The sequence below is a fragment of the Streptomyces sp. NPDC060031 genome (assembly GCF_042736805.1).
Lineage (GTDB): Bacteria > Actinomycetota > Actinomycetes > Streptomycetales > Streptomycetaceae > Streptomyces.
On the sequence record NZ_JBHWVM010000096.1, the window covers coordinates 1 to 17851 of the forward strand.

Below are 17851 nucleotides of genomic sequence, written 5' to 3' on the forward strand. Positions count from 1 at the left end.
ATTTTTGGCACGCTGTTGAGTTCTCAAGGAACGGACGCTTCCTTTGTACTCACCCTCTCGGGCTTTCCTCCGGGCGCTTCCTTCGTTCTTTTCTTTGTTCTTGCGTTTCCGACTCTATCAGACTCGGTCCCGCGGTTTTTCGCCTTCCAGGTTCTGCGCTTTCGCGCTTTCCCTTTCCGGCGAGTCCGACTCTATCAGTGCTTTTCCGTTTCCCTGACCACTCGCAGTTTTGCCGATAAAGGCGCGCAGCAAGAAGCAGAGGTCAAGATCAGTAATGAAGAGGAGGAGTCCCGTCCATCAGCCGTTCGCGAGATGTTCACACGAGGCGTCCCGGCGGGAGTCACGACAGTACAGGCCCGTTGGTGCCCAAGCAAATCGATTCAGGCGTATGGTCTAGTCCACCGGTCTAGTCCACTAGTCTCCGTGCCAAAGGACCGGCCCGGATCAGGACCAACATCGGGCGAACCCGAACATCTAGTGACATATCCTTTTGAACAGTACGCCGTTCGCGACAGGTAGTGACGGCGACACGAAGAGCCCCACCCCTGGAGGCCCCCCATGACCAGCGTGACGTCCCCACTCGCCGGGACCGCCATCGGACTCGCGGCAGTGCCCGATCCGGTGTTCTCCGGCGCAATGGTGGGTCCGGGCACCGCCATCAAGCCGTTGCAGGAGCCCTCGGAGGCGGTGGCGCCCGTTGACGGTGTGATCGTCTCCCTGCACCCGCACGCTTACGTAGTCGTCGACAGCTACGGGCACGGTGTTCTGACGCACCTCGGGATCGACACCGTGCAGCTCAACGGCGAGGGCTTCGAGCTGCTCGTCACCAAGGGCGACACGGTGACGCGCGGCCAGGCCGTCATTCGCTGGAACCCTGCCGCGGTCGAGGCCGCGGGCAAGTCCTCCGTCTGCCCGATCGTGGCGCTGGAGGCCTCCGCGGAATCCCTCTACGACATCGTGGAGTCCGGGGACGTCAAGGCGGAAGACGTTCTCTTCAGCTGGAAGTGATGTGTCCGCCTGTACCGCCCTCGCGGGCGAGTCGGACATCCATCGCGACGGCGGGGCCGTCGCTCAATCGGAGACGGGTGAAATGGAGACAACGCTGCGAGGCGTCGGCGTGAGCCACGGTGTGGCGATCGGCGAGGTTCGGCACATGGGTACGGCGGTTCTCGAGCCGCCGGCCAAGCAGATCAACGCGGATGAGGCGGAGCGCGAACAGGGGCGCGCCCGTCAGGCCGTGAAGGCTGTTTCGGCCGACCTGATCGCGCGCGGCCAGCTGGCCGGTGGCGAGGCCCAGCACGTGCTCGAGGCCCAGGCGATGATCGCCACGGACCCCGAGCTGATGGCGGACGTCGACCGGCGGATCGCCGTCGGCAGCACCGCCGAGCGCGGTGTGTACGACGCGTTCGCCGCCTACCGCGAGCTCCTCGCGGGGGCCGGGGAGTACATGGCGGGCCGGGTCGCCGACCTGGACGACGTGCGCAACCGCATCGTCGCGCGGCTGCTCGGCGTGCCGATGCCGGGTGTGCCGGACAGTGACGAGCCGTACGTGCTGATCGCGCGGGATCTTGCCCCCGCCGACACCGCGCTCCTCGACCCGGCGCTGGTTCTCGGTTTCGTGACCGAGGAAGGCGGCCCGACCAGCCACAGCGCGATTCTCGCGCGGGCGCTCGGCGTGCCGGCCATCGTGGCGCTGCCGGGTGCCGGCGAGATCGCCGAGGGCACTCTGATCGCCGTGGACGGCAGCACCGGTGACCTGTTCGTGGACCCGTCGCCGCAGAAGCGGGCCGAGCTGGAGGCCGCGGCCGCGGAGCGCAAGGCCGCTCTCGCCGCTTCTTCCGGTCCGGGCGCGACCTCCGACGGTCACAAGGTCCCGCTGCTGGCCAACGTCGGCGGTCCCGCGGACGTGCCGGCTGCCGTCGAGGCCGGAGCTGAGGGTGTGGGTCTGTTCCGCACCGAGTTCCTGTTCCTGGACGACAGCAAGAAGGCGCCGTCCGAGGAGAAGCAGATCGAGTCCTACCGCAAGGTGCTCGAGGCCTTCCCCGAGGGGCGTGTGGTCGTGCGTGTGCTGGATGCCGGCGCCGACAAGCCGCTGGACTTCCTGACCCCGGCCGACGAGCCGAACCCGGCGCTCGGTGTGCGCGGCCTGCGCTCGCTGCTGGACCACCCCGACGTGCTGCGTACGCAGCTGACGGCGCTGGCCAAGGCCGCCGAGGGGCTGCCCGTCTACCTCGAGGTCATGGCCCCGATGGTGGCGGACCGTGCCGATGCCAAGGCCTTCGCCGACGCCTGCCGCGAGGCCGGTCTGAAGGCGAAGTTCGGCGCGATGGTGGAGATCCCCTCCGCCGCGCTGCGGGCGCGCTCGATCCTGCAGGAGGTCGAGTTCCTTTCGCTGGGCACCAATGACCTCGCGCAGTACGCCTTCGCCGCCGACCGCCAGGTCGGTGCGGTGTCGCGGCTGCAGGACCCGTGGCAGCCCGCGCTGCTCGACCTGATCGCGATGTCGGCCGAGGCCGCCAGGGCCGAGGGCAAGAGCTGTGGCGTCTGTGGCGAGGCCGCCTCGGACCCGCTGCTGGCCTGTGTGCTGACGGGTCTGGGTGTCACCTCCCTTTCGATGGGTGCCGCTTCCATTCCTTACGTCCGGGCGACGCTGGCCAAGTACACGCTGGCGCAGTGCGAGCGTGCCGCGGCCGCGGCACGTGCCGCGGACAGTGCCGAGGAGGCCCGCTTGGCCGCGCAGGCGGTGCTGTCCGGCGAGTAGCCGGATGGCGGGTGTGTAGTCGTACGAGGGGCCTTCGCCGGTGGCGAGGGCCCCTCGGCCGTTTCCGCGATCGGCTCAGTGGTGCGGGCCCGGATCGTCCACCTCGTACCCCGGGCAGTACTCGACGCCCGGCTCGGGCGCGACGGGCTCTCCGGTGTCGGCGTCCGTGCAGTAGGCGTTGAAGACGGCCGCCGCGGAGAGCGGGACCAGTCGGCCGCGGTCCAGGCGCCAGCCGTGCACCCGGTCGCGGTCGCCCTCGGTGGTGCTGCGCAGCACCAGCCCGCCGGGGCCGCCGAGGGCGAGTCCCGCGGCGAGCACGGTCACGAAGTCGAGGCCTTCGCGGCCCTCGATCCGCGGTGGGCTGTCGGGGTCGCGCGCGGCCTCGGCGTGCAGGACGGCGAGGAGCTGTTCGGCTTCGGACGGGATGCTGCAGACCACGTGGTGGTGGCCCGGGCCGGCCCCCGCCACGAGGCGTTCGAGTGCGTCGGCGGCTCGTTCGAAGGAGGCCCGGCCGATGTCCTCGCCGCAGTCCGCGCAGTTTCCGACGTCGGCGAGGAGGGTGGTGGCGTACTCCCAGGTGGCCTGCCGGACGGCCTCGTCGACGAGGAGCGGGACCAGCTCCTCGATGGGCTGGCCGGTGTAGGGCAGGTTCGTGCCGGTGCAGGCCAGTTCGGCGGTGTAACGGGTGCGGGCCTCGGCGGTGTCGGCGTCGAGGCCGTGCTCCGCGCAGTACTCGGCGTACTCCTCGGGATCGAAGAGGGCGACGGTGGTGTGGATGCCCTGGGCGGCCAGGGAGCGCAGCAGGTCGTCGATGTGCCGGAGGTAGTCCCGGTGGTCGTCGAAGCCGAAGCTGCGGTAGACGCGCATGGCCGCGAAGTCCCCGGCGTCGGCCAGCAGGCCGACGGTGCCGGGCACTTCACGGCGCAGCTTGCGGCGCCTGCTTGTGGTGTCGTTCGAACGTCGCATGGCTCCCCCTGAGTGACGCGATCAATTGCTCACTCACGGTAACCACGACCACTGACAGTGACGCTCAGCCCTGGGTGCGGGTGCGGGCCAGCTCCTCGTAGAAGTGCAGCAGATCGAGGTTGTCGACCGAGCCGGGGTTGACGGCCTTGGCCATGGGGGCGCCCTGGAGGAGGCGCTTGACCGGGACCTCGATGCGCTTGCCGGTGAGGGTGTGCGGGATGGCCGGGACCTCGATGATCTCGTCCGGGACGTGGCGCGGGGAGAGCTCCTCGCGGATGGTCGCCTTGATGCGGGCGCGCAGGTCCTCGTCCAGGGTCGCGCCGGGCGCGAGGTGGACGAAGAGCGGCATCCAGTAGCCGCCGTTCGGCTCCTCCAGGCCGATGACCAGGGATTCCTTGATCTCGGGGAGCCGCTCGACGGCCTCGTAGATGTCGGCGGAGCCCATCCGCACGCCCTGGCGGTTCAGCGTGGAGTCGGAGCGGCCGTGGATGACGACCGAGCCGTGGTCGGTGATCGTGATCCAGTCCCCGTGGCGCCAGGCGCCGGGGAACATCTCGAAGTAGCTGTCGCGGTAGCGGCTGCCGTCCGGGTCGTTCCAGAAGCGGATGGGCATGGACGGCATCGGGTTGGTGACGACCAGCTCGCCGACCTCGCCGATGACGGGCTTGCCCGACGGGTCCCAGGCCTGGAGGTCCGTGCCCAGGCAGGCGGCCTGGAGCTCGCCGATGTGCACTGGGAGGGTGGGGACGGCGCCGGCGAAGCAGCTGCAGACGTCGGTGCCGCCGCTGACGGAGGCGATCCAGAGGTCCTCGGCCACCTCGTCGTGCAGCCAGCGGAAGCCGTCCGGCGGGAGCGGGGAGCCGGTGGTGGCCACGCACTTCACGGTGGACAGGTCGAAGTCCCGCGCCGGATGGACCTCGGCCTTGCGGCAGGCCATGACGTACGCGGCGGAGGTGCCGTAGAGGGTGGCCCCGGTCCGCTCGGCGATGCGCCACTGGGCGCCGGTGTCGGGGTAGCCCGGGCTGCCGTCGTACAGGACCACGGTCGTACCGGTGAGCAGGCCGGAGACGAGGAAGTTCCACATCATCCAGCCGGTGGAGGTGTACCAGAAGAACCGGTCCTCGGGGCCGAGGTCGCAGTGCAGGCCGAGCTGCTTGAGGTGTTCGAGGAGGATGCCGCCCTGGGACTGGACGATCGCCTTGGGCAGGCCGGTGGTGCCGGAGGAGTACAGGACCCACAGCGGGTGGTCGAAGGGCACGGCCTCGAAGACGGGCTCCGCATCGCCCGCGACCAGGTCGGACCAGGCCAGGGCGCCCTGGGGGGCCGGCGTGCCGAGCAGGGGGATGTGGACGACGGCGCGCAGCGAGGGGAGTTCGGCGCGGAGCTCGGCGACGGTGTCGCGGCGGTCGTGCTCCTTGCCGCCGTAGCGGTAGCCGTCGACGGTGAACAGGACGACCGGCTCGACCTGCTGGAAGCGGTCGAGGACGCTGCGGGCCCCGAAGTCGGGGGCGCAGGAGGTCCAGACCGCGCCGACGGCGGCGGTGGCGAGGAGCGCGGTGACGGCCTCGGGGATGTTGGGGAGGTAGCCGCTGACCCGGTCGCCGGGGCGTACCCCGAGAGCGCGCAGTTCGGCGGCGAGTGCGCCGACCTGGCGGCGGAGCTCGGACCAGGTGACGGGGGTGGGCTCGTGGGTCTCGTCCACGTGGAGCAGGGCGGCGTCCCCGGCGCGGGCCGGGTCCTCGGCGGCGCGCAGGGCGTGCTCGGCGTAGTTGAGGGTGGCGCCGGGGAACCAGCGGGCGCCCGGCATGGCGCGGTCCGCGAGGACCGACTCGTACGGGGTGGTGAACCGTACGTCGAACCATTCGGCGACGGCCTGCCAGAAGGTGTCGAGCTCGTCCACGGACCAGCTGTGCAGCGCCGGGTAGCCGCCGTCGGCGGGGGCGCCGTGGTACTCGGCGGCCCAGGCCTGGAAGGCGGTGATCCGGGCCGCGGCGATCCGCTCGGGGCCCGGCGACCAGAGGGGTTCCGGCGTGGTGGCTGCGGTCATGGGTCGGCTCCCGGTCAAGTCTGCGGCTCGCGCGTGGTGTGCGTACGGTGCCGGCGCGCGATGGGTGTGCGCGCGTCGGCTCACAGGGACGATGCCATGTGATCCACCTCCGCACCAGAGGCCTCATGGACGGGTGAACGGAAGTTGAACGCAACCCGCTCGTCTGGCCGCAGATGGCAGGGTGAGCAGCATGGACGGTCGTGAGCTGATGCGTGCGGTCAAGGACATCGGTACCGAGCGCGGACGGGGCGCCTGGCGCTCGGCCTGGCGCAACCGGCGTACGGACGCGGCGGGGCTCCCGCGCCGGGGCGCGGAGCGGGCGCGCGTGCCGGGTCTGCTGACGGGTACGGAGGCGCGGCCGGGCGGGGGCGTGCTGCGGTTCGCGCGCTCGGAGCTGCTGGTACGGGTCACGGCGGGCGGCGCGGTGTTCTGGGGCTGGGACGGGGCCGGGCCGACGCCCTCGTACGCGGTGGTGGGCAGCGGCCCGGAACCCGACCCGCGGGCCGTGCTGGAGCCGGACACCGGGGGCGGCTGGCGGGTGGTGTCGGAGCGGGTGACCGTGGCGGTGTCCCGGCACGGGGCGGTGGAGATCCGGACGCCCGGCGGGACCGTGTTACGGCGGGAACTGCCCCCGCGCTGGTGGGAGCCGGCGGATCCGGCCGGGGGCGGGGCCGGCGCAGCCGCCGGGGCCCGGTGGATGCAGCGGAGCGAGGTGCCTGCGGACGCGCGTTTCTTCGGGCTGGGCGGTCGGGCCGCGGGCCCGCGGCTGCGCGACGGGGAGTACCGGCTGTGGAACACGGACCCCAAGGGCGGCTTCGGGCCGGGCGACGATCCGCTCTACATCACGATGCCGGTGCAGATGGTGGTCGCGGACGCGGGGACGCACCTGCTGTTCCACGACAACACCTGGGACGGGCGCGTGGTGCTGCGCGAGGGCGAGGAGGGCGCCGGCTCGGGTCCGGACCGGCCGGGGTCGTGCGAGCTGCGCATGGAGGGCGGGCCGGTGCGCTCCTGGGCGCTGGTCGGGCCGCCTGCGCGGGTGCTCCAGGGCTGGTCGGCGCTGACGGGCGGGGCCGCCGTACCGCCGCAGTGGGCGCTGGGGTACCAGCACGCGCGGTGGGGGTTCGGGAGCGCGGCGGAGGTGCGGCGGGTGGTGTCCGGGTACGCGTCGCGCGGGCTGGCCCTGTCGGCCGTACATCTGGACATCGACCATTACGACGCGCACCGGGTGTTCACCGTGGACCGGGAGAGGTTCCCCGATCTGCCCGGCCTGGCTCAGGAGTTGGCGGGCCGGGGGGTGCGGCTCGTCTCCATCGTCGACCCGGCGGTGAAGGCCGGGGACGCGGTGCACGCCTCGGGTCTGGCGGTCGGCGCGCAGGGGGCCTTCGTACGGGACGCCCTGGGGCGGGAGGTGCGGGGCGAGGTGTGGCCGGGCGAGTGCGCGTACCCGGACTTCACGGATCCGGCCGCGCGGGACTGGTGGGGCGGGCTGTACGAGGAGCGCCTGGCGCAGGGGTTCGCCGGGGTCTGGCACGACATGAACGAGCCCGTCTCCTTCGCCGCGTTCGGGGATCCGACGCTCCCCCGCTCGGCCCGGCACGCGCTGGACGGGGCGGGCGGGGACCACCGGGCCGCGCACAACGTCTACGCCCTGGGCATGGCGCGGGCCGGCTGGGAGGGGCTGGTGCGGCTGCGGCCCGCCGAGCGGCCGTTCCTGTTCTCGCGCTCGGGGTGGGCGGGGATGCAGCGGTACGGGGGCACGTGGTCGGGAGACGTGGAGTCCAGCTGGGACGGGCTGCGGGCCTCACTGGCGCTGGTGCTGGGGCTGGGACTGTGCGGGGTGCCGTACTCGGGCCCGGACGTCGGCGGCTTCGGCGGCTCGCCCTCGCCGGAGCTGTACCTGCGGTGGCTGCAGCTCGGGGCGCACCTGCCGCTGTTCCGGACGCACTCGGCGATCTGGGCCGGGCGGCGCGAGCCCTGGGAGTTCGGGCCGGAGGCGGAGGAGCACGCCCGGACCGTGCTGGCGGAGCGGGAGCGGCTTCGGCCGTACTTCGTGACGCTGGCCCATCTGGCCCGGCGCACCGGGGCCCCGTACGTGCGGCCGCTGTGGTGGGGCGCGCCGGAGGACCGGGCACTGCGGGACTGCGAGGACGCCTTCCTGCTGGGCGACGCGCTGCTGGTGGCGCCGGTACTGGAGTGCGGGGCGGACCGGCGGGCCGTACGGCTGCCGCGGGGCCGGTGGTACGACACGGCGACCGGGACGGCGTACGAGGGCCCCGGGCAGGTGCTCCTGGACGCGCCGGTGGGCCGGATCCCGGTGCTGGCGCGGGCAGGGGCGGTGCTCCCGGTGCGGTCGCCCGACGGATCGGTGGTCCTGGAGGCGTGGGCGCCGGCGCGGGGGCGCACGGGCGGGGGGCTGGTGGTCCGCGATCCGGGGCCGGGCTTCGAGCCGGGTGAGATCGAGCGGTACGCGGTGCGGTGGGCGGGGGACGCGGTGGTGGTGGAGACCGAGGGCGGGGAGGCGGTCGAGGGCGTGGTGGTCCGGGGGCTCCAGTGACGGCCGGGAGTCCAGGGGCTGCGATGACGGTCGCGGCTGCGGATGCTCCGGGGGCTCCGGGGGCTCCGGGGGCTCCGGATACTCCAGGGGCTCCAGGGGCGGTCGTGAGGGGATCCAGCCGCGGTCGGCTCCAGCTCGACTCGGCCGTGATTGTAGGTCTCCTATAGCGGGCGCGGGAATGCTGGCGCTGGGCGCGAACAGAGCCCTGCCCCCCAACCCGTGCGATCAGGGAGTCTGCGATGGTCTTAGCGAGCCCGGCGAGGCCGTATTCGGCGAGCCGGCGGATGTCACGACGATGGGACATGGCTCCCGGCTCGGAAGCCGTGGGTGCCTACCAGATGCTGACCGCGTGGGCCGTTCTGGTCGTGACGCAGCAGCCGTCGGAGAGATCGCTCGCATTGATCGGCATCGGCGCGGTCGCGGCCGTGGCGGTGGGCTTCCTGCACGGCATGCTGCTGGTGAAACCCCTGGCTGTGCTCGGCCGTTGGGCCGCGCGCGTCACGGCGTGGCCGCGGGTGGTCGGGGTGGCGGCGATGCTGGCCCCGCTGTCGGCGGGGGTGGCGGGGGTGGCCGTGTGGTGGCTGCGTTCCCAATCCGTGGTGTCCTCGGTCGGCTTCCTGGAGGTCTGGGCGTTGACGGCGGCCGCCGCGGTGCTCCCGCTGGCCGCGGGGTCGGCGCTGCGGGACCGTCCGGTTCCGGCGCGGGCCGTGTGGCGGCAGGGCGCGGTGATCACCGGCGGCGTGGTGGGCGTGGTCACCATGATGAGCTTCGTGATGGAGCTGCCGCTGTGAGGTGGCGGTCTACGCGTACCGCCCGCCGAACCAGGCCGCGGCGGCCCGGGTGTGGAGCGGGAAGGCCAGCTCCTGCGGGCCCCTCAGGACGTGCCAGCCCGTCGTCTCGTCCGTGGGGGCGGACGGCGGGAGCGAGGCGGCCGGGCGCAGCGGCAGGAGACCGAACAGGAGCAGGTGGCCGGCCGGGGAGCTGAGGGCGTCCGCCAGGGTGACCTCGGAGGCCGGGGCGTGGATGCCGGTCTCCTCGCGCAGTTCGCGCACGACGGCGTCGCGCCAGTCCTCGCCGAAGTCCATGAAGCCGCCCGGCAGGGCGACGCCGCCGAGGGCCGGTTCGATGGTGCGGGTGATGGCGACGAGGCCGGTGCCGCGCTCGTCCTCCACCGGGAGCAGCGCGACCGCCACCGGGAGGGGGTTGCGGTAGGTGACGGCGCCGCAGGTGGCGCACGTACGGGGCCAGTCGGACCTGTCGAACAGTGCTCCACAGGTGGAGCAGTGCGAGTCCTTCAGCGTTGCCGGCATCCCGCGATGGTATGCCAAGGGGCATGCGGATGACGGTGGTTGTGGCCCCTGTGGTGGTACTGGCGGCGTTGGCCGGGACGGCGCCCGCGCCCGGTTTCGTGGCCCTTGCGAAGGTCGACCCCAGTATCGGGGAGGACATCAGGTACGCCACTGCCGAGAATTTCACCGGCGGAGTGGTGGACGGGTACGACGAACCCGTCTGCCTGCTCGCCCGGCCGGCCGCCGAGGCCCTGCGGCGGGCGCAGCGGGAAGTGGTCCGGCGCGGGTACTCGCTCCTGGTGTACGACTGCTACCGGCCCCAGCGCGCGGTGGACCGCTTCGTACGGTGGGCCCGGGACCCGGAGGATCCGCGCACCAAGGCGGAGTTCCATCCGCGGGTGGCGAAGGACCGGCTGATCCCGGACGGGTACATCGCCGAGAAGTCCGGGCACAGCCGTGGGTCCACCGTCGATGTGACCCTCGTGGACCTGGTGACCCGGCGGCCCCTCGACATGGGGACTCCCTTCGATTTCTTCGATCCCCTCGCACACACGGACAGCCCTCTGATCGGCGCGGCCGCCCGGGCCGATCGGCAGGTGCTGAAGCGGGCGCTCGGCGGGCAGGGATTCGTCAACCTCCCCGAGGAATGGTGGCATTTCACGTACAGGCCGGAGGCGTTCCCGGACACGTATTTCGACTTTCCCGTGTCTGTCGGCCCAACGCACCGCTGAGTAACGTGCCCGCATGACTTTCGCTTCGTACGAGGAATTCTGGCCCTACTACGTCGCCATGCACGCGCGCGCCGCCACCCGCTGGGTGCACCTGACGGGGACGCTCACCGGTCTCGCCGTCACCGCCCACGGGCTGGCGCGCGGCCGCAAGCGCTATCTGGCCGCGCTCCCCCTCATCGGGTACGGGACCGCCTGGCCGGCGCACCTCCTCATCGAGGGGAACAACCCGGCCACCTTCGGGAATCCGGGCTGGTCGCTGCGCGGGGACGCGCAGATGATCCGGATGATGCTGACCGGGCGGGACGCGGAGCTGGCCGGGATCGCGCGGAAGTGGCTCGCCGAGAACCGGTGACCGGCGGCGCCTGCCGTGGCAGACTTCTGACGGCTCGTCAGATTCTGCTGCCCGGGAGGGGACTTGGAACGCACACGCACACCCGTCGTGAGCGGGTGGTTCACCGATGCGGGGGCGGCGGGCGGCTTCCGGCTGCTCGGCACCCGCTGCTCCGCCTGCACCGCGGTGTTCTTCCCGCGCGAGGACGCGTACTGCCGCAATCCGCACTGCCCCGGCGGCGGGGAGCTCACCGAGGCGCCACTGTCCCCGCGCGGCCGGGTCTGGTCCTACACCGACGGCCGCTACCGGCCGCCCGCCCCGTACGTGTCCGACCCGGGCGCGCCCTGGGAGCCGTACACCCTCATCGCGGTGGAGCTGGAGGCGGAGGGGATGGTCGTACTCGGTCAGGGCGCGCCGGGGGTGACCCTCGCCGATCTGGCGGTCGGGATGGAGGTCGAGGTGGTGGGCGGTGTGCTGAGCGAGGACGCCGAGACCGACACCACCTATCTGACCTGGCAGTTCAAGCCGGTGGGAGGGCAGTCGTGAGCGCCGACGTCGCGGTTCTAGGAGCCGGCATGCACCCCTGGGGCAAGTGGGGCCGCAGTTTCGTCGAGTACGGGCGGGCCGCCGCCCGTACCGCCCTCGCCGACGCGGGGCTGGACTGGACCGACGTGCAGTCGGTCGTCGGAGCCGACACCGTCCGCGGCGGGTACCCGGGCTACGTGGCCGGCGCGACCTTCGCGCGGGCCCTCGGCTGGCAGGGCGCCCGGGTGACCAGCGTGTACGCGGCCTGCGCCTCCGGGGCCCAGGCCATCGGGGCGGCGCGGGCGCAGATCCTGGCGGGACTGGCCGACGTGGTCCTGGTGGTCGGCGCGGACGCGGCGCCCAAGGGGTTCTTCGCCCCGGCGGGCGGGGACCGGCCGGACGACCCGGACTGGCTGCGGTTCCGGGTGCTGGGGGCCACCAATCCGGCGTACTTCGCGCTGTACGCCCGCCGCCGGATGGCCCTGTACGGGGACACCGGTGAGGACTTCGCGCAGGTCAAGGTGAAGAACGCGGCGGCCGGGGCGCTCAACCCCCTGGCCCGCTACCGCAAGGCGGTGACGGCCGAGGAGGTCGCGGCCTCGGCGGTCGTCGCGGACCCGCTGCGGCTGCTCGACATCTGCGCCACCTCCGACGGGGGTGCGGCGCTCGTCCTGTCCTCCATGGATTTCGCGCGCTCGCACGGGCACGCCGATCCGGTGCGGATCCGGGCCGTGTCGACGGTGACGCCGACGTATCCCCGGACCGTCCTGGACCTCCCGGACATCGCGACCGACTCGGTGACCGGCGCGCGCCCGGTGCCCGGCTCCTTCCGGGCCTCCATCGCCCGCGCCGCGTACGAGGAGGCCGGACTCGGGCCGGACGACCTCTCGCTGGCCGAGGTGTACGACCTGTCCACCGCCCTGGAGTTGGAGTGGTACGAGGACATCGGGCTGTGCGGGGAGGGCGAGGGGGCCAAGCTCGTCCGGGAGGGCGCGACGGCCCTCGGCGGCCGGATTCCCGTCAACACCAGCGGCGGACTGGCGTCGTTCGGGGAGGCTGTGCCGGCGCAGGCCATCGCCCAGGTGTGCGAGCTGACCTGGCAGTTGCGGGGCACCGCGGGTGCCCGGCAGGTGCCGGGGGCGCGGGCCGGAATCACCGCGAACCAGGGGTTGTTCGGGCACGGGTCGGCGGTCGTGGCGGTGCGCTGAGCAGGGGCTGCCGACGGGTGTTGTCCGAACGCTTGACGGCCCCCGGCGGCAGGTTCACACTCGCTCCACAGTCCCGCGCGGCGACCGGGACACCGAGTCCCCCCGTGAGAGCTGCGGCCCGTACCCCAGTCGGCGGGGGTACGGGCCGCCTCCGTGTCCGGGGCCCTGCGTCGGGCCCCTGCCGTGAGGCCCCTGGCGTGAGGTCCCCGCCGTCAGGCCCCCGCCGTCAGGCTCTGGCGCCGGGCCCGCGCCAGCGACATCGCGTGCTCCACGACCCCCACCAGTACGTCCTTCACGGACTCCCGGTCCCGCGCGTCGCACAACAGCACCGGCACCTCGGCGTCGAGGTCGAGTGCCTCCCGTACGGTCACCACGGGGTGGCGGTCGGCGCCGTCGAAGCAGTTGACCGCGACGACGAAGGGGAGCTCCCGCCGCTCGAAGTAGTCGACGGCGGCGAAGCAGTCGGCGAGACGGCGGGTGTCGGCGAGGACCACCGCGCCGAGCGAGCCCTGGGCCAGCTCGTCCCACAGGAACCAGAACCGGTCCTGTCCGGGCGTGCCGAACAGGTACAGCACCAGGTCCTCGCGCAGCGTGATGCGCCCGAAGTCCATGGCCACCGTCGTGGTGCTCTTGCCCTCCACTCCCCCGGTGTCGTCGACACCGATACTCGGCTCCGAGAGCCGTTCCTCGGTCCTCAGCGGTCTGATCTCGCTCACCGCACTGACCAGGGTGGTCTTGCCCACCCCGAAACCGCCCGCGACCAGGATCTTCAGGGTCAGCGGCTCGACCGGCGAGACGGCATGCATCGCGCCGGTGCGGCTAGAGCGCCCGAAGGCCATCGATCACCTCACGCAGAATGGATTCATCGGGCAGTTCGGCCGGCGGTACCGGCCGGGTCACATGGACCAGTTCGTCATCGACCAGGTCGCCGATCAGGACCCTCACGACCCCGACCGCGAGGTCGAGTTCGGCCGCGAGTTCCGCGACCGACTGCGGCCGGCCCCGGCACAGGCCCAGGATATGGGCGTGCTCCGGGGAAAGGGTCATGTCCCAGACCGGGTCGTCGGCCGCCGGTTCGGCGACGACCAGCGCGATCAGGTCGAGCCGGTGCTGGCCGGCGTGGCTGGTCCGGCCGCGGGTCATCGCGTACGGACGCACGACGGGGCCCGCATCGTCGTCGAACCAGCTGGCGTGACTCCCGTCGGGGCTGTTGTCGGGGTGGTCCTGGCCTGGATCGCTCATGCCGTCCGACTCACCCTCCGGCTGGCAGCCCGGTGCGCGGGGCGGTCGCCAGGTGGTCACCGACGCGCTTGACCATGAGGGTCATCTCGTACGCGACCTGACCGACGTCCGAGTCTGCGTCGGAGAGCACGGCCAGGCAACTGCCGTCGCCGGCCGCCATGACGAAGAGGAAGGCCTCGTCCAGCTCCACCACGGTCTGGCGGACCCGGCCGGACTCGAAGTGACGGCCGACGCCCTTGGCCAGGCTGTGGAAACCGGAGGCCACGGCCGCCAGGTGCTCGCTGTCCTCCCGGGTCAGATCCCGGGAAGTACCGGTGGGCAGGCCGTCACCGGAGAGGACCACCGCCTTGCGGATGCTGCCGACCTTGTCGACGAGCTCGTCAAGAAGCCAGTTGAGCGGGCCGGAGCCGCGGCTCCTGCTGTCGTTTCCGGTCTGCGGTGCGGTCATCGACCGTCCCCTTCGTTCTCGTATCCGGGTCCGGTGGCGGCGGAGGTGCCGGCCTCGGTCCGGGACTGCTGCTGTGCCTGCTGGTTGCGGCCCGCCGTCCAGCCGCGCTGGAGTGCGGACATGCGCGAACGTACGTCCTCCGCGTCGCGCTCGGCCACCGGTTGGGCGGCTTCGGCGGGGGCGGAGGCCGCTGCGTTCTTCAGCTGGGGCGCGAGGTTGGCCTGGCGGACCCGGCGGGGCAGACCGCCCGCGGCCGGAGCCGGCGCGGGCTGCGGCTGCGGGACCGCGGAGACCGGGCGGGGATCCACGCGGCGGCCGTGCTCGGCGACCAGGGTCGGGGTGGGGCGGCGGCGCGGGAGCGGGACGGCGGCGCCCTTGGCACCGGAGCCGTCGGGGCGGCCGCCGTCCGGGCGGGCCGTCTCCAGGCGCACCGGGCCGGTGGGGGCCTGGGGCTCCCGCTCACGGTCCCGGCCACCGTCGCGGCCGCCGTCACGGTCGCGGAAGCCGCTGCGGTCGCTCTTCCAGGCTCCGCCGCGTTCGGGGTGCCGCTCGGCGACCTGCGGGCGGTCCGCCGGGCGCAGGCCCAGCAGCGCGCTGCGCGGGATGCCGCCCGGCGGGGTCTCGTCGTCGAGGGTGGCCATGGCGGGACGGCCGGTGGATCCGGCTCCGGCACCGGCTCCGGTGAGACCCGTGATGCCGGCGGGGGCATCGTCGTTCAGCGCGGCCGGGTCTTCGAGGCCGTGCAGGCCCCCCAGCCCCTCCAGCCCGAGCACGCCGAGCGGCGCCTCCAGCTCGACGGGGCCGCGCAGCTCGGTACCGGCCGGCAGCTGGCGGCCCAGGGGCACCGCCTCGACGGCGGCCGGGGCGGGGCGCGCGGAGGTCCCGGCGGCCATGGCCGCGGAGGCCGCCCGGGCGCCCCCGCCGGCCTTGGCGCCCTTGCCGCCCTGGCCCCCGTTGAGGCTGATGCCGGAGCCGTTGGTCTCGGGGGCCTCCGTCAGCAGGGCCACCGGGAGGAAGACCACCGCGGTGGTGCCCCCGTACGGGCTGTGCTGGAGGACGACCTTGACGCCGTGGCGCTGCGCGAGGCGGCTGACCACGAAGAGGCCGAGGCGGTCGGTGTCGGAGAGCTCGAACTCGGGGGTCTCGGCGAGCCGGAGGTTCGCGTCGAGGAGCGCGTCCGGGTTCATGCCGAGCCCACGGTCGTGGATCTCCAGGGTGAAGCCGTTGGCCACGCGCTCGCCGTGCACCTGGACCGCCGTGTGCGGGGGCGAGAACACGGTGGCGTTCTCGAGGAGTTCGGCGACGAGGTGGGTGACGTCGGCGACGGCCGGGCCGGCGATGCCCAGGCGCGGCAGGCGCCGTACCTCGATGCGCTCGTAGTCCTCGACCTCCGCGACGGCGGCCCGTACGACGTCCATCAGCTGGACGGGCTTGCGCCACTGGCGGGAGGGCGCGGCGCCGGAGAGGATCACCAGGCCTTCGGCGTGGCGGCGCATGCGGGTGGTCATGTGGTCGAGGCGGAAGAGGTCGGCGAGCTCCTCGGTGTCCTCGGTGCGCCGTTCCATGGTGTCGAGCAGGGTGAGCTGGCGGTGCAGCAGCACCTGGTTGCGGCGCGCCAGGTTGACGAAGACCTCGGAGACTCCGCGCCGTAGCTCCGCCTGCTTGACGGCGGCCTCGATGGCCGCGCGCTGGAGGGAGTTGAGGGCCTGGCCGACCTGGCCGACCTCGTCCTTCTCGTACTCCAGGCGCGGGGCCTCGGTCTCCACGTCCACGTGCTCGCCGGCGGCGAGTCGGCGCATCACGCCGGGCAGCCGGACGCCGGAGACCTCGTGGGCCTCCTTGCGCAGCCGGGACAGGTCGCGGACCAGGTCGCGGCCGATGCGCACGGACAGGACGAGGGAGACGATGAGCGCGATGAAGCCGAGGATGCCCGCGACGGCGGCCTGTACCAGGACGTTCATGGCGACGGGCTCGACGCGCCCCTGGTAGCGGTCGCCCGCCGCGGTGCCCATGGTGGCGAGGTCGTCGAGGACCTTGTTCGCGGCCTCGTCCCACTGGGCGGCGGTGATGCGCGGGTTCTTCGACGCGCCGCCGGTGATGAAGCGTTCCTCCGCGTCGCGCAGGGCCTTGGTCTCGGGGCTGGTCCAGTACTGCTCGAACTGCTCCCGGTCGGAGGCCGGGAGGATCGCGAGGTTGAACTCGTAGAGCAGCCGGCGGTTGGCGGCGGAGTCGGACACCTGCCGGATGTCGGTGGCGCTCACGCTGCGGGCGGCGAGGGCCGCGGCGATGACGGCGTCCTCGCGCGAGAGCGTCTCGCGGGCCCGGGTGATGCCGACGAGGGCGCGGCCCTGCTTGTCCATCTCCACGTCCTCGAGGGCGTGGAGGTTCAACAGGAACTCGTAGCAGGGGTCGACGAGCCGGCTGTAGAGCTCCAGTGCCTGGCCGGGGTCGATGGCGGTCTTGTCGACGGAGCCGCGGAGCGCGCCGATGCCGTGGACGGCGTCGAGGATGGAGTTGAGCCGGCGGGCCGCGTCCGGGCTGAGTTCGCCTTGGACCTTGGGGTCCTTGGCGTCCGTGGTCATCTTCCCGACGAGTTCGTCGGTGGCGGCGCGTCGCCTCGCGAGTTCGGTGGTCGCGGTCGCGGCGGTGGGGTCGCCCAGGACCACGAGGGTCTGTCGGCGCTCCTTCTGGACCACGCGGACGACGTCCTCGATGGGGTAGCCGACCTTGTCGATGACGTAGGCGACGTCGAGGAGTTGGACGGCCTCGCGGCCGGTGATGAAGGTCGCGAAGCCCCACAGGGCGGTCAGGGAGACGAGCGGCACAAGGAGCAACGCCACGATCTTCCGGCGGATGGACTTCCCGCGAAAGCGCATGGCCTCCCCAGCCTCCCCCAGCTCAACCCCGTTGTCGGGGGTCGGTGTTTCGTCATTTAAACGGCGTGAGCCTACTACTGCCACGGACGTGCTTCGAAGACGTGTCCGGACGTTTTCGGCCGGGCCCCGGGGTAAAGATCACGAGTTGTCCGACACTTCCGGGCAAGTGCCGTCCGGTATGTGGCAGATGACACCTGGTGGGGTGTCGGTTCCCACCACCGGATGGATGGCTGGAATTGTTCGTTCCGCGATGTTGGAGAGCGGCACGAATGTCCGCGATCCGGGAATCTCCCGACGGCGCCGAACGTCTACCTGTTCGGGTGGGCGTGTCGGGGTAGACGTGTAGGGGTGGGCATGAGCCGCCGCGCGGAGGGGAGGGAGCGCACCATGGGGAACGGGACGTACGAGGACGGTCGCGGTCGCGCGGAATTCGGCGCGCCGGGGGGCGGCCTGTGGGTGGAGGAGCCGGCCCGCAGCCGGCGGATGCCGGACCCGGTGCGGACGTCCGCGGTGCGGGCGGTGCTGATAGTGGCCGTGACGCTGACCGAGGCCACCATCACCTTCTTCCTCACCCTCACCGGATCCTGGCTGGCGTTCCCGATGGTCATCGGTGCGGTGGCCGGCACCGTCGTGGCCACCTGGGGGGTGCTGGACGTACTGATCACCCGGCAGATGTGGAACCAGCGGTACGGGGTCCTGTCGGAGCCGAGCAGCACGGCGCGGGGCCGCCGGCGCGAACAGCGCAGGGCCCGCCGGGAGGCCGGACGGGCCGGACGGGCCGGACGGCCCGAGCGCGCCGCCCCGGGCCGAATACCCCGGCCCGACGGCGGCTTTCCAGCTCCCAACCGGCGCTAGCGGGCCGGGCCGGCC

At 72.7% G+C, this 17851-nt stretch carries 16 protein-coding genes; 9 read left to right on the forward strand and 7 right to left on the reverse strand.

Going from position 1 to position 17851, the window contains the following annotated elements; genetic code table 11:
- Positions 1–558 precede the first annotated feature (558 nt).
- Positions 559–1008, forward strand: a complete 450-nt coding sequence (locus tag ACFWB8_RS30905; protein WP_385234434.1) for a PTS glucose transporter subunit IIA — start codon at positions 559–561, stop codon at positions 1006–1008.
- Between the two features lie 82 nt (positions 1009–1090).
- Positions 1091–2761: a phosphoenolpyruvate--protein phosphotransferase gene (gene ptsP, locus ACFWB8_RS30910; RefSeq protein ID WP_385234437.1), complete on the forward strand. Its 1671-nt coding sequence runs from the start codon at positions 1091–1093 to the stop codon at positions 2759–2761.
- 75 nt (positions 2762–2836) lie between these two features.
- Here ptsP and ACFWB8_RS30915 read toward each other — a convergent pair whose 3' ends face one another.
- Positions 2837–3727: a hypothetical protein gene (locus ACFWB8_RS30915; RefSeq protein WP_385234440.1), complete on the reverse strand. Its 891-nt coding sequence runs from the start codon at positions 3725–3727 to the stop codon at positions 2837–2839.
- A gap of 64 nt (positions 3728–3791) precedes the next feature.
- Positions 3792–5774, reverse strand: coding sequence for an acetoacetate--CoA ligase (locus tag ACFWB8_RS30920; protein WP_385234443.1), 1983 nt, complete (start codon positions 5772–5774; stop codon positions 3792–3794).
- 190 nt (positions 5775–5964) lie between these two features.
- On the opposite strand from ACFWB8_RS30920, the gene ACFWB8_RS30925 reads away from it, so the two are divergent.
- Both ACFWB8_RS30925 and ACFWB8_RS30930 read left to right on the forward strand, forming a co-directional pair.
- Positions 5965–8331: a glycoside hydrolase family 31 protein gene (locus ACFWB8_RS30925; protein WP_385234446.1), complete on the forward strand. Its 2367-nt coding sequence runs from the start codon at positions 5965–5967 to the stop codon at positions 8329–8331.
- Positions 8332–8633: 302 nt separating this feature from the next.
- Positions 8634–9122: a hypothetical protein gene (locus ACFWB8_RS30930; RefSeq protein WP_385234449.1), complete on the forward strand. Its 489-nt coding sequence runs from the start codon at positions 8634–8636 to the stop codon at positions 9120–9122.
- A gap of 9 nt (positions 9123–9131) precedes the next feature.
- Here ACFWB8_RS30930 and ACFWB8_RS30935 read toward each other — a convergent pair whose 3' ends face one another.
- Positions 9132–9641 carry an NUDIX domain-containing protein gene (locus tag ACFWB8_RS30935; RefSeq protein WP_385234452.1) on the reverse strand — a complete coding sequence of 170 codons (510 nt, stop codon included), beginning with the start codon at positions 9639–9641 and terminating at the stop codon, positions 9132–9134.
- A 29-nt stretch (positions 9642–9670) separates the two neighbouring features.
- Here ACFWB8_RS30935 and ACFWB8_RS30940 point away from each other — a divergent pair, with 29 nt between their 5' ends.
- From ACFWB8_RS30940 to ACFWB8_RS30955, 4 genes are all read left to right on the forward strand, one after another.
- Positions 9671–10351: a M15 family metallopeptidase gene (locus ACFWB8_RS30940; protein WP_385234455.1), complete on the forward strand. Its 681-nt coding sequence runs from the start codon at positions 9671–9673 to the stop codon at positions 10349–10351.
- 13 nt (positions 10352–10364) lie between these two features.
- On the forward strand, positions 10365–10703 hold the full coding sequence (locus ACFWB8_RS30945) for an Mpo1-like protein (RefSeq protein ID WP_385234458.1): 339 nt from the start codon (positions 10365–10367) through the stop codon (positions 10701–10703).
- A 63-nt stretch (positions 10704–10766) separates the two neighbouring features.
- On the forward strand, positions 10767–11228 hold the full coding sequence (locus ACFWB8_RS30950) for a Zn-ribbon domain-containing OB-fold protein (protein ID WP_385234461.1): 462 nt from the start codon (positions 10767–10769) through the stop codon (positions 11226–11228).
- Positions 11225–12415, forward strand: coding sequence for a lipid-transfer protein (locus tag ACFWB8_RS30955; protein WP_385234464.1), 1191 nt, complete (start codon positions 11225–11227; stop codon positions 12413–12415). Before ACFWB8_RS30950 ends, ACFWB8_RS30955 begins: the two co-directional genes overlap by 4 nt.
- Positions 12416–12627: 212 nt before the next feature.
- Here ACFWB8_RS30955 and ACFWB8_RS30960 read toward each other — a convergent pair whose 3' ends face one another.
- From ACFWB8_RS30960 to ACFWB8_RS30975, 4 genes are read right to left on the reverse strand one after another with little or no spacing between them, the layout of a single operon-like run.
- Complete coding sequence (locus ACFWB8_RS30960) at positions 12628–13254, reverse strand: ATP/GTP-binding protein (RefSeq protein ID WP_385234467.1); 627 nt, start codon at positions 13252–13254, stop codon at positions 12628–12630.
- Complete coding sequence (locus tag ACFWB8_RS30965; protein WP_385234470.1) at positions 13235–13657, reverse strand: DUF742 domain-containing protein; 423 nt, start codon at positions 13655–13657, stop codon at positions 13235–13237. Before ACFWB8_RS30965 ends, ACFWB8_RS30960 begins: the two co-directional genes overlap by 20 nt.
- A gap of 10 nt (positions 13658–13667) precedes the next feature.
- Complete coding sequence (locus ACFWB8_RS30970; protein WP_385234473.1) at positions 13668–14105, reverse strand: roadblock/LC7 domain-containing protein; 438 nt, start codon at positions 14103–14105, stop codon at positions 13668–13670.
- Positions 14102–16981, reverse strand: a complete 2880-nt coding sequence (locus ACFWB8_RS30975; RefSeq protein ID WP_385234476.1) for a nitrate- and nitrite sensing domain-containing protein — start codon at positions 16979–16981, stop codon at positions 14102–14104. The genes ACFWB8_RS30970 and ACFWB8_RS30975 overlap by 4 nt, the downstream gene beginning before the upstream one ends.
- Positions 16982–17368: 387 nt before the next feature.
- Between ACFWB8_RS30975 and ACFWB8_RS30980 the strand changes: the two genes are divergently transcribed.
- Positions 17369–17836: a hypothetical protein gene (locus tag ACFWB8_RS30980; protein WP_385234479.1), complete on the forward strand. Its 468-nt coding sequence runs from the start codon at positions 17369–17371 to the stop codon at positions 17834–17836.
- Positions 17837–17851: the final 15 nt, after the last annotated feature.